Raw genomic sequence first — 12,139 nt, 5'->3', positions numbered from 1 at the left:
GCCGGACCGCCGAGCCCAGGCATCCTGACGTCGAGGGGCACGAGCGGTCCTCTGTGGGCTCACCGCCGGGGGGAACGGGCTACTTCTTCATCTCGGCGAGCGTGGCCTTGAACTGCGCGACGTTGTCCTTGTTGATCACGTCGACGCCGGTGTCGACTACCTTGCTCGGGGGGATGGCGGCGATGGCCGCGTCGCCCTTGGTCGCGAGCTCGTGGAGCCACTTGCTCCCCAGGTAGCCGAACTGGAATGGCTTCTGCACGACGGTGCAGGCGACGGTGCCGTTCTCGATGCCGGCGAGCGTCGCGTCCTCCTCATCGAACACGGCCGGGATGACCTTGCCCTTCTTCCCGAGCGCCTCGACGGCGGCGACGATGGCAGGCCCGTTGTACGACCAGAGGCCGGTCGCGACGTCGAGGTCCGGGTGGGCGTTGATGATGTCCTCCACGTTCGAGCGCGCCTTGGCGAGATCAGTGTTGTCCTCGCGCTTGTCGACGAGCTGGATGTTGTGGGGAGTGACCACGTCCTGGATGCCCTTGAAGCGCTGGGCCGCGTTGTCGACCGCGAACATGCCGACGAAGACGGCCATCTTCCCGCCCTTCGGCAGGAGCTTCACGATCTCGTTGCCGAGCACCTTGCCGGCCTCGTAGTTGTTGGTGCCGATGTAGAGCAGCCGTTTCGACTTCGGGGCGTCGGAGTCGAACGTGATCAGCTTGACTTTCTCCGCGATCTTGTTGAGCACGGTCACCTGATCGTCCGGCGCCAGGACGCTCACGCCCACGGCGTCGTAGCCCTGGCTGGCGAGGCTCTCGAGGAGCTGGTTCTGCTCCGCGGGCGTGCTGTTCTGCGGCACCTTGATGTCGACCTGGATCTTGGCCTCTTGCTCGTATTTGTGGACGCCGGCGAACGCTATCTTCCAGAAGTCGCTGGAGCCGTTCGTCACGAACGCGAGCTTGACCACCTTGGCCGTGGCTTCTTTGTCTTTGACGTCGCCCTTGCTGCTGACCTCACCCCCACCTCCCTGATCGCAGCCTGCGATCAACGCCATCGACAGCATGGCGAACGCTGCACACGTGAGCTTCCCGAAACCTATCTGATGTTTCACGGCAGTTCTCCTCGGTTCGTCCGCGCCAAGCGTGCGTCGAGACGACGTCGCGGGTCCGCGACATCGGTGATGCCCCGGAGCGATGCTAGCGACTCACCGCGACGATGTCGCGCCTCGTGTGAACGACCCAGGACGATCATCGAGGCGACGCGCCGGGTCACCTGTCCCGGCATGGCGCGGGGGTGTGCGAGCCCACCGGATCCAGAGAACAGGTGACGTGAGGCACAGGGGATGTTCGGCGCGAATCTCCTGATTGTGGGTTTGCTGCTGAGGATGTGTCCGCAAGGCGTCGGCGTGGTGCGCGCGAGGCGCACCGAGGGCCATGTCGGGAGCGCGCGGAGGTTGCTTTCGTCAAGCCCTTTCTACCGGCCCGACCGAGCGCCACCACCACGCCAGGACCGGCGTCCTCGGCGCGCGCGCCGACAGGCGGCGTGCAGACATCTCCTCGAGGTAGGTACCCACACGAGCGCTCTGCCTTGCGGTCCGGAGGGGCCCCGCACCCCCGCAAGCGCTCTGCCTTGCGGTCCGGAGGGGCCCCGCACCCCCGCAAGCGCTCTGCCTTGCGGTCCGGAGGGGCCCCGCACCCCCGCAAGCGCTCTGCCTTGCGGTCCGGAGGGGTCCGGACCCCCCTTGTGGCACAACGAGGAGGGCGGTCGCGGGGGCGCTGGCACAGAAATCCGTCAAGAACTGCGAATTCTGGCACAATTTTGCCCCGAGCCTCGCCCCGCCGAGCGCCCTCGAGGGGTCCGGACCCCGGTGTGTCGCAATGCATTGCGGTTGAGCCAGGGCCGGACCCCCCTCCCCTGGCACAGAACTGCGCGATCCTGGCACAGAACGAGGGCGTGCTGCTCTCCGGGTCCCCCCGGGGCGCTCCCTCCGGCCACGGTCGAGGAGCCGTCCCGGCCTTCGTCCGCCCGTCCGCAGGCCACCCCTCCGGCCCTCGCACCGAGGCGGCGATCCCGGCGATGGCGCGGATGCGCTGGCCACCCTCCGGCGGTTCGTCCTAGGGTGTGAACCTCATGATGGCGGAAAACACCGGTGGCCCCGGACGGGACGTGCTCACCCAGAAGGAGGCCGAGGAGCGCGCCGCGCGCATCGGCAGCGCGCGCTACGAGCTCTCGCTCGACCTCTCGCGCGGCGGCAGCGGCTACCGCGGCGAGGCGATCGCCTACTTCGACGTCCGCGGCCGCGGCGACACCTTCATCGACTTCCGCGGCCGGCGTATCGAGCGGCTCGAGATCAACGGCGTCGAGGTCGAGCCCGAGTGGTCCGACTGCCGCCTCCGGCTGCCGGGCAAGCTGCTCGACCCGGAGACGCGCGTGCGCGTCGTCTACGAGAACGACTACGACCACACGGGCGACGGCTTCCACCACTTCCGCGACCCGGAGGACGGCGAGGACTACCTCTACACCGACCTCGAGCCGTTCAGCGCGCACCGCCTCTTCCCCTGCTTCGACCAGCCGGACATCAAGGCGAGCTACCGGCTGTCCGTGACCGCGCCCGAGGACTGGGAGGTCATCGGCAACGCCCGCGTCACCCGCACGTTCGCGGCGGGCCCCGGGCGCTCGACCCGCGTGTTCGAGGAGACCACCCGGTTCAGCACCTACATCTTCGCGCTGATCGCCGGGCCCTACAGCGGCGTCCGCGACGAGCACCGCGGCATCCCGCTCGGGCTCTACTGTCGCAGGTCGCTCGCGCGGCACCTCGACCCCGAGGAGCTCTTCACCGTCACGAAGCAGGGCTTCGACTTCTACCCCGACTTCTTCGACTACCCCTACCCGTTCACCAAGTACGACCAGATCTTCGTCCCGGAGTTCAACGCCGGCGCCATGGAGAACGTCGGCGCCGTGACCCACAGCGAGCGGATGATCTTCCGGGACCCGCCGACGGACCACCAGCGCCTCACGCGCGCCGAGGTGCTCCTCCACGAGATGGCCCACATGTGGTTCGGCAACCTCGTGACCATGCGGTGGTGGAACGATCTCTGGCTGAACGAGAGCTTCGCCACGTACATGGCGTTCCTCGCCATGGAGCAGGCGACCCGGTTCCAGCCGGCCGTGTGGAAGGCGTTCAACGTCATGAAGAGCTGGGCCTACCGGCAGGACCAGCTCGTGACGACGCACCCCATCGCCGGGGAGCTCGCGGACACGGAGCACACGTTCCTGAACTTCGACGGCATCACGTACGGCAAGGGCGCGGCCGCGATGAAGCAGCTCGTCGCGGCGATCGGCCTCCCGGCCTTCCGCGACGGGATGCGCCGGTACTTCAAGCGCTACCAGTACGGCAACGCGACGCTGCGCGAGTTCCTCTCGGCGCTGGAGGAGGGCTCCGGCCGCGACCTCGGCGCGTGGTCGCGCGTCTGGCTGGAGCAGGCGTCGCTCAACACGCTGACGGCCGAGTGGGAGCCCGACGGCGACCGCATCGGCCGGCTCCGCGTGCTGCAGACCGCCCCCGAGGACTACCCGACCCTCAGGCCGCACCGCATCGACGTGGCGCTCGCGCGCGAGGAGGGCGGCGTGCTCGTCGTCGACTCGGTGCCCGCGGAGATCGACGGCGCGACGACCGACGTCGCCGCGGCGCGGGGGCAGCGGGCGCCGCTCTTCGTGTTCCCGAACCACAACGACCTCACGTTCGCGAAGATCGCGCTCGACCCGGGCTCGCTCGAGTTCGTGCGCGAGCACATGGGCCGCGTCGAGGATCCGCTGCTGCGCCAGCTGCTCTGGTCGTCGCTCTGGAGCATGGTGCGCGACCAGAAGCTCGCCTCCCCCGCGTACCTCGCGCTCGTGCGCGACAAGCTGCCCGCCGAGCCGGACCTCTCGCTGCTCGAGCCGGTGCTCACGAACGCGGTGACGGCGCTCGCGCGCTACGTGCCGGACTCGCTGCGCGACGCCGAGGCGAGCGCGTTCACGGGCCTCGCCCTCTCGGCCCTCCGGGCGGCGCCGCGCGGCGACGCGCAGATCGTCTGGGCGCGGGCGCTCCTCAACGCCGCCTACTCGGCGCCGGATCTCGCCCTCGCCGCCCGCCTCGTGGACGGCGAGCTCGAGGTGGAGGGGCTCGAGATCGACCAGGACATGCGCTGGACGGTCGCCGTGAAGTGGGTCGCGCGCGGCCTGGCGGGCGCGGCCGAGCGGCTCGAGGCCGAGCGCCGGCGCGACCCGTCCGATCGCGGCCAGCGCGCCGCGCTGCGCGCCGAGACCGCGCGGCCGGACGCCGCGGCGAAGGCGGCGGCGTGGGAGCGCTTCCACGAGGGCGGGTACGGGTCGCTGCACCTCACGAGCGCGGCGATGTCGGGCTTCAACTGGTCGTACCAGCGCGCGCTGCTCGAGCCCTACGTGCAGGCGTTCTTCGAGCGGGTGCAGCAGGTCTTCGAGACGCGGACGCACGAGCTCGCGTCCGCGTATTTCACCCACCTGTTCCCCTCGTACCGCGTCGACACGGACATCCTCGGCCGCGCCGACGCGCGGCTCGCGGCCCTCCTCCAGCAGGCCCCGGACGGCGCGCCGCGGCTGCCCATGCTGGTCCGGATGCTCCGCGAGGCGAGCGACGACCTCGCGCGGGCGATCGCTTGCCGGGAGCTCGCGGCGGCGAGCGGCCAGGCCGCCGCGGCGTCCCCGTCCGGGGCGCCGGGGGCGCGCTGACCGAGCGGGGCGGCGCGGGGCGGCGCGGGATAAAGGCGAAGCGGCGGTCGAGGCGGCGATGATGGTGCAGCTCGGCAAGGCGTCCGTCGCGTGGACGCGCGCGGACCTCGAGGCGAAGATCGAGGGTCACGCGCGCGTCCTCATCGACGTCGGCACGGGCGACGGCCGCTTCGTGTACCGCTCGGCCGGCGCGAACCCCGACACGTACTGCATCGGCGTCGACCCCGCGGGCGAGCGGATGCGCGAGGTGTCGTGGCGCGCCGGCCGCAAGGTGACCCGGGGCGGCCGGCCGAACGCGCTCTTCGTCGTCGCGTCGGTGCAGGCGCTGCCGGAGGAGCTAGCCGGGCTCGCCCACACCCTCACCGTGAACTTCCCCTGGGCCTCGCTGCTCTCGGCGCTCGTGCTGCCGGAGGCGCCGGTGCTCGAGGCGCTGCGCCGGCTCGTCCGGCCGGGCGGCGAGCTCATCGCCCTGCTGAACCAGAGCGTCTTCGACGATCGGGCCTACGCGGCGCGGCTCGGGCTCCCGGAGCTCTCGGACGCGCGGGTGGAAGACGCGCTGCGCCCCGCCTACCGCGCCGCGGGGTTCGAGATCCGGGGGAGCGAGATCGTGGAAGGGGACATGCCCCACCAGACGAGCTGGGGACAGCACCTCACGCTCGCGTCGGGCCGGAGGACTCGCCTGCTCACGGCCGAGGCGATCGGCTGATCTCGGCCCGGCGCAGCTCGCTCCATCACGCCGCCACTCCGCCGCTGGCCACCAGGACACCGAACAGTTTGAAACCCCGAGAATATTAACCACAGAGGCACAGAGGCACAGAGGACACAGAGTTTTCTTGTTGTTCCTCTGTGTCCTCTGTGCCTCTGTGGTTCAAATCTCTTCATTCCTGGGCGTTTCAAGCCGATCGGCGCTCTAGCCGCTACCCCGCTGCTCCGCGACTCCATCGCTCCGCGACTCGACCGCTCCGTTGCTCGGCCCCGTCCCCGTGGGCTGCCTCCGCTCGGTCACCCGGCGGACGGTCTGCGCCGTGTTCCTGTCGTCCTCGCGCCGCGCGATGTCCGACAGGCTGATGACGCCGACCAGCCGGCCGTCCGCCTCGGTGCACAGGACGCGCGACTTGTGGTGCTGCCCCATCAGCTGCTCCGCGCGCTGCACGTCGTCGTCGGGCCGGCACGCGATCACCTCGCGGCTCATGACGTCGCCCGCCTTCGTGCTCAGCGGGCGGTTGTCGGCCAGCACCCGGATGGCGAGATCGCGATCGGTCAGCGTCCCGAGCACCCTCCACGCCTCGTCGCAGACAGGGAGGAACCCGACGTTGGCGTCGCGCATCTTGCGCGCGGCCGTCTGGATCGTGTCCTCGGCCATGATGCACTGGACTTCTCTCTTCATGATCTCCTCGCACAGCATGCTTTCCTCCTCCGGATTCGGTCGCGGCGTCCGGTGGCGGCGCCGCGCACACGTGGACCTTAGGGGGCCGGGGCCGGCAGAGGATGGAGCAGCAGGATGAATGAGGCGTCGGGCCCCGCTGGACGTCGGTGACGCGGGTGACGCTGGTCACGCCGGTCGGCTCGGTCACACAGGTCAGGTCGGTTCCGGCCGGCGGGCGCTCGGGGCAGCACAACGGCAGCGCGTCGCGCCTCGGCGCCATGCATACTGGGGCGCGAGGCACCATGTCGGAGCGGATCACAAGGGCGGTCATCCGCCGGGCCCAGCCCGCGGACGCGGCCGCCATCGCGCAGGTCGAGGTCGATTCATGGCGGGCGGCCTACCTCGGCCTCGTGCCGGCCGCCGAGCTCAACACCCTCTCCACGGACGCGCGCGAGGTGAGCTGGCGGCGCATCCTGAGCCACGGCGCCGCGACCGGCACGCGGGCGTGGACGCTCTCTGCCGAGGGCGCCGTGCTCGGCTTCGCGAGCGCCGGGCCGACGCGCGACGAGGACGACGATCCGTGCAATGTCGGCGAGCTCTACACCATCTACCTCCTGCCCGCCGCCTGGGGCCGCGGGCTCGGCGCCGCGCTCCTCGACACCGCCCAGGCCGACGTCGCCCGGCGCCGCCACCGGACCATGACGATCTGGGTCCTCGAGGGGAACACGCGGGCGCGCCGCTTCTACGAGCTCTCCGGCTTCACCCCCGACGGCGCGCGGCGGCGCGCGCGCGTAGGCGCGGGCAGCCTCCCCGAGGTCCGCTACCGCCGCGCGCTGTAGCGCCCAGGAGGCCCTCCGGCGGCGGCCTCGGGGCCAGGGGACCCGTCAGCGGGTGGCGTGAGCCTCGGCGCCCGGGCCGAAGCGCACGACGATGCTGCTGTAGCCGCCCCGCGGATCGTGCTCGGAGGTGATCTTCCCCCACGGATACTCGTACGGCGGCGGGCCGAGGATCGAGTCGAGCCAGGCGTCGTGGCTCGCCTTGCGCTCCGCCTCCTCCCTGTCGGACCAGTCATTCCAGAACGCCTTCGACTCCGCGCCCACCTCGAAGAGCTCGACCGACGAGAGCTTCCCGCTGCAGAAGTGGAGCGTCATCCGGAAGGTCCGGAAGCCGATGCGCTGGCGCGACGTCCGGTATCCGCTCCACGGCTGCGTCTGGCTCAGGGCGTTGGCCGTCCGCGCCAGGGGCGAGGACAGGAACTGCGCTTCCAAATACGAGGGACCGATGCGAATCCCGGATGAGAGCTCGATCTCGCCCGTCTGTCGATGGATCATCCAATCCTCCGGCCGCTCGGCGCAGCATACACCACAGCTCCCGGCCCCGTGTGGCCCAGCGGCGTCTGCCGACGGCCGGACGCGGCTGTAGCATGAGGGCGGACTCCGCCTCTCCCGGGTGGGTGATCCACGGATATGCGGCTCCCGGCGGCGCTGTTCCAGGCCGCCAGCGAGCAAGCCCTGCCGCGGCTCACGCGCGACACGACAGCGCCGCCGCTGTCCTCCTGTGTCGACGCAACACCCACGTGCCGTGCGCGGCCCGCACGCTGCGCTTTTGACATGGGCATACCTCGACGCGGAACGACGCGGAACGATGACGGCTTTTCCCACTCATGAAGACCGGATACCCGGTAATATCGGCCACCTCTCGCACCTGGTCCATCCGAGGTCATCAGAGGTCTTCTTGCCACGCTGCCCATCCTGTCATCGCCGACTCGCAGCCCTCGCCGCCTGCCCCGTGGACGGCGCCATGGCGCCGCGCCACGCCGCGCCCGTCGATCTGGACGCCGAGATCTCGCCGTCGCTCGCGGGCTACCGCGTCGGCCTGCCGCTCGCGGCGGGCTCTTTCTCGGTGATCTGGGACGCGACGCGGCTGGACGACGGCGCCCCCGCCGTCCTCAAGGTCAGCAGGGCTCAGCCGCTGCTCGCGCGCGAGCGCTTCCGCTGCGAGACGTGGGCGCTCGAGCAGCTCGGCCCGCCGGTCTCGCCGCGCCTGCTCCAGAACGGCGTCCTCGAGGACGGCCGCGCGTACATCGTGATGGAGCGGCTCCAGGGCGAGACGCTCGCCGCCCGCCTCGAGGGCCTGCCCGCCGCGCTCGACCTGCGCTCCGCCCTCGACGTCGCGCTCGCCGTGCTGGGCTGCCTCCAGGTGGTGCACGAGCGCGGCCTCGTCCACGTCGACCTCGCGCCCGAGAACATCTTCCTCGAGCCCGGGGGCGGCGTGCGGCTGCTCGACTTCGGCCTCTCGCAGCGCGAGCGCGGCGTCGTCTGCCACCCGGCGGACAGCGCGCTCACGACGCTGGGCACCATGCTGGGGGCGCTCGAGTACGCGTCGCCCGAGCGGCTCCGGGCCGAGCCGATCGACGGGCGCGCGGACCTCTACGCGTTCGGCGCGCTCCTCTTCGAGCTGCTCACGCTGCGCGCGCCGTTCACGGGCGACCGCGCGAGCGTCGCGCACGGCCACCTGAGCCGGCAGCCGCCCCGCCCGGGCGAGCTCGCGCCGGTGCCGCCGCCCATCGAGGATCTCGTCCTCGCCTGCCTCGCCAAGGAGCGGGCGCTCCGCCCGCGCGACGCCGCTGGACTTCGAGCGGCGCTCGCGGCGGCGGGCGCCGCGGCGCTGGCGGCGGACGGCGACGGCGGCGGCGCCGCGCTCGCCGCGAGGACCGGGGGCGATGATGTCGCCTCGATCTCGACGGACCGGCACGACACCGTCGTGCTCGCCCTCGAGGCCCGCGGCGCCGAGGACGAGGTCCGCGCCGCCGTGGCCCGGCACGCGGGGCACCTCGCGCGGCAGCGCGGCTACCGCTTCGTCGCCATTTTCCCCGGACCGAAGGAGGCGGCCGCCGAGCGCGCGCTGCTCGCCGGGCGGGAGATCGTCGCGTCCGTGGGCGCGCCCCTGGCGCTCCACGTCGCGCCGCTGAAGCTCCGGCGCGAGGCGGAGGGCGTCCAGGTCGTCGCCGGGCTGGCCGTCGAGCGGCCCGAGTCGTGGCTGCCAGCGGAGCCGTGGCGCGGGATCGCGCTGAGCGCCGAGCTCGTCACCGCCCACCCCGGCTTCGACGTCGCCGCGGCGAGCGAGGACGGCCGCTACTTCTTCGCGCAGGAGGCGCCCCCGCCGTCGAGCGATCGCGACGCCGCGCGCGCCGCGCCGCCGCTCGTCGGGCGCGCCGAGGCCCTGAGCGCCGTCGAGGAGAGCCGCCAGCGCGCGCTCGCGGGCCTCGGGCCGGGCCTGTGCACGCTCGTCGGCGAGCGCGGCGCCGGCAAGTCGCGGCTGGTCCAGGAGATCGTCGAGGCCAGCCGCCGCGCGCACCCCGGCGCGCTCGTGATCTCCCTGCGCGCCGAGCCAGAGCTGCGGGCGCGCGCCGCGCGCGCGGACAGCGGCCGACCCGGGCAGACCGCGGCCGCCCTGCTCGCCCAGGTGCTCTGGGCGGGTGAAGGCGCCGAGGACGGCGCGGGAGGCGCCGCGCGCGCTGCGCCCCGCGACCCGCGCGCGTTCTGCGCCGAGCGGCTCGGCCAGCCGCTCGGCGGCGAGGTGTGGCCCGCCGTGTCCGCGTGCCTCGGGTGGACGACGGGCGGCTCCTCCGACCGGCCGCCGCCGGCGCGCCGCGGCAGCGTGATCCGCGCGCTCGCCGAGGGGCTGCGCCGCCGCGCGGCCGAGCGGCCGGTCATCGTGATCCTCGACGACGCGCACCTCGCCGACGGCTTCACGCTCGACGCGCTCGAGCTCGCGACGCGCCGCGAGGCGCCGCTCGCGCTCTGGGTGCTCCTCGCCGGCGGGCCGGAGCTCGCGGCGCGGCGCCACGCGCTGAGCGCCCGGAAGAGCGCGCGCGACGACGTCGCGCTCCCGCCGCTCGACGACGCCGCCGGGCTCCTGCTCTGCGCGGAGCTGCTCCGGCCCGCGGAGCCCCCGCCGAGCGCCGCGCTCCGCCGCATCTGCGCCTGGGCCGGCTACAACCCCCGCGGCCTCGTGGAGCTCACCCGGGCGCTGAAGCGCGGGGGCTTCGTGCGGCTGCGGGCGAGGTCGAACAGCTACCAGCTCGCGACCGCCGACCTCGACAAGCTCCCGCCGTCGCCCGCGTGGCAGTGGTTCGCGGCGCGGCAGCTCGAGGCGCTCCCGCCGGAGCTCAACGCGTGCGCGAAGCTCTGCGCCGTGCTCGGCTTCGAGCTCTCCGACGACGTCGCGGCCGGCGCGCAGCGCTCGCTCGAGCGCGAGGACGCGTCGGCGCCGCGCGTCGACGTGGCGCGCAGCCTTCGCGCGCTCGTCGCGCGGGGGATCCTCGCGCCGCGCGACGCCGCCCGGGGCGAGGACACGCCGTGCGGCGGCGCTCGCTACGCGTTCCGGAGCGCGCTCCTGCAGGAGGCGATCTACGCGCTCCTGACGGAGGAGCAGCGCGCGCGCATGCACCGGCACGCGCTCGCCGTCTGGGAGTCGCTGGCCGAGGCGCGGCCGAGGGCGCCGGACCTGCTCGAGCCGATCGCGCGCCACGCCGCGGCGGCGGGGGCGCGCGCCCGGGCGGCGCACGCGTACCTGATCCTCGGCGATCTCCAGCGCGACCGGCACAACAACGCGGTGGCGGACGGCCATTACTCGTCCGCGCTCCTCTGGGCCGACGGCGACGATCAGCGCCAGCGTTACCTCGCGCTCCTCGGCCGCGCGCGCGTGCGCTACCGCGTCCTGCGCACGGGCGAGGCGCTCGACGATATCCGGTCCGCGGGCGCGCTCGCCCGGACGATGAAGGACCCGCGGATGATCGCGGAGGCGCTCCTCGAGGAGGCGACGGCGCTCGACTGGGCCGGCGCCTGGGAGGAGTCGGCGGCGCGCGTCGAGGAGGTGATCCCGCTGCTCGACGTCCGCGAGGGCCACGCGGACGCCGCGCTCGCCGCGCGCTTCGAGGTCGCCGTCGGCCGCGCGTCGTTCCGCAAGGGCAACCTGGACGACGCCCTCGAGCGGCTCACGCGCGGCGTGGAGGTCGTCCGGGAGGCCGACCACGACACGTACGTGATCGGCCTGACGCTCCTCGCCTGCGTCCTCGGGCGGTGCGGCCACCTCGACGAGGCGGAGCAGCGCTTCGACGAGGCCGTGCGCAGCTGCGAGGAGCGCGGCGACAGGGTCCACCTCTGCGCGGCGCTCGTCCGCCGCGCGGAGCTCTGGCCGGCGCTCGACGCCCCGGACCGCGGGATCGCCGACCTCCGGCGCGCGGTCCAGCTCGCCCGGGAGGAGGCCAACGCCTGGGCGGAGCGCGAGGCGACGATCAAGCTCGCGGAGCTCCTGTACCTCTGGGGTCGCGAGGACGAGGCGCTGCCCCTCGTGCGGCAGGTGCGCTTGCTCGACGAGCAGTTCAAGGACCGGCCGGTCTTCAGCAGCGCGCTCCTGCTCGCGCGGATCCACGCGATGCGCGACGAGCACGCGGAGGCGAGCCGGCAGCTCCGGTGGCTCCGGGCGCAGGGCGCGGTCGCGGACCTCCCCCACTATGCGCAGGCCCTCCTCGGCGTGATGCAGCTCGCCGTGAGGGACCCGAGGCAGAGCCTGGAGAGCGCGCGCTCGCGGGCGGCGCTCCGGGAGGAGGGGGAGCCGGCCGGCGATCTCGGGAGCGGTCTGAGCGCCGACCAGCGCGTCGAGCTCCTCTACTGGCGTGCGCGCGCGCTGCTCGATGCCGGCCGACCGGACGACGTGGCGCTGCTGATGTCGCGCATCGCGCCGCTGCTCGCCGAGAGCAGGGCGTGGCGCCCGCGCTTCGCGAAGCTCCGGTCGGGATACGGGCAGCTCGCGGGCTAGCGGCTCGCCTCCAGCTCGCGGGCTAGCGGCTCGACTCCCCAGCGCTTCCTCGCCCGAGCTCGTCTCTGGTTCTGCGCGACGGAAGCTGTCCGTGGCGCGGGGACCGCCGGACTCACCTGCGCTCGCTCTGCGGATCATTCTGGACTGCTCGTTCCAGAATGATCGCTCCAGAGTGAGCCGCCGAGGCGAGGGCACCTGGGCTCGACCACG

General features: G+C 73.0%; 7 protein-coding genes. 4 read left to right on the top strand and 3 right to left on the bottom strand.

Features of this window, described 5'->3' with window-relative positions:
* Window positions 1–79 precede the first annotated feature (79 nt).
* Window positions 80–1,102 carry a sugar-binding protein gene (locus WME89_RS13735; protein ID WP_438009631.1) on the bottom strand — a complete coding sequence of 341 codons (1,023 nt, stop codon included), beginning with the start codon at window positions 1,100–1,102 and terminating at the stop codon, window positions 80–82.
* Between the two features lie 1,019 nt (window positions 1,103–2,121).
* Here WME89_RS13735 and pepN point away from each other — a divergent pair.
* Window positions 2,122–4,740, top strand: coding sequence for an aminopeptidase N (gene pepN / locus WME89_RS13730; RefSeq protein ID WP_438009630.1), 2,619 nt, complete (start codon window positions 2,122–2,124; stop codon window positions 4,738–4,740).
* Between the two features lie 58 nt (window positions 4,741–4,798).
* Window positions 4,799–5,446, top strand: coding sequence for a class I SAM-dependent methyltransferase (locus WME89_RS13725; RefSeq protein WP_438009629.1), 648 nt, complete (start codon window positions 4,799–4,801; stop codon window positions 5,444–5,446).
* Window positions 5,447–5,650: 204 nt separating this feature from the next.
* Here WME89_RS13725 and WME89_RS13720 read toward each other — a convergent pair whose 3' ends face one another.
* Complete coding sequence (locus WME89_RS13720) at window positions 5,651–6,127, bottom strand: CBS domain-containing protein (protein ID WP_438009628.1); 477 nt, start codon at window positions 6,125–6,127, stop codon at window positions 5,651–5,653.
* 281 nt (window positions 6,128–6,408) lie between these two features.
* Between WME89_RS13720 and WME89_RS13715 the strand changes: the two genes are divergently transcribed.
* A complete protein-coding gene (locus WME89_RS13715) occupies window positions 6,409–6,945 on the top strand; it encodes an N-acetyltransferase family protein (protein ID WP_438009627.1) in 537 nt (178 codons plus the stop codon).
* Window positions 6,946–6,990: 45 nt separating this feature from the next.
* Here the strand turns inward: WME89_RS13715 and WME89_RS13710 are convergent, their stop codons facing one another.
* Window positions 6,991–7,437 carry a hypothetical protein gene (locus tag WME89_RS13710; RefSeq protein WP_437625624.1) on the bottom strand — a complete coding sequence of 149 codons (447 nt, stop codon included), beginning with the start codon at window positions 7,435–7,437 and terminating at the stop codon, window positions 6,991–6,993.
* A gap of 469 nt (window positions 7,438–7,906) precedes the next feature.
* On the opposite strand from WME89_RS13710, the gene WME89_RS13705 reads away from it, so the two are divergent.
* Window positions 7,907–11,929 (top strand): serine/threonine-protein kinase, encoded by a 4,023-nt coding sequence (locus tag WME89_RS13705; protein WP_438009626.1) that lies wholly within the window; start codon window positions 7,907–7,909, stop codon window positions 11,927–11,929.
* Window positions 11,930–12,139 lie beyond the last annotated feature (210 nt).

Origin of the sequence: Sorangium sp. So ce321, assembly GCF_051530195.1 — a bacterium.
Taxonomy (GTDB): domain Bacteria; phylum Myxococcota_A; class Polyangia; order Polyangiales; family Polyangiaceae; genus Sorangium.
The sequence above is the reverse complement of the archived record's forward strand: the minus strand, read 5'-3'. Positions and strand labels throughout refer to the sequence as shown.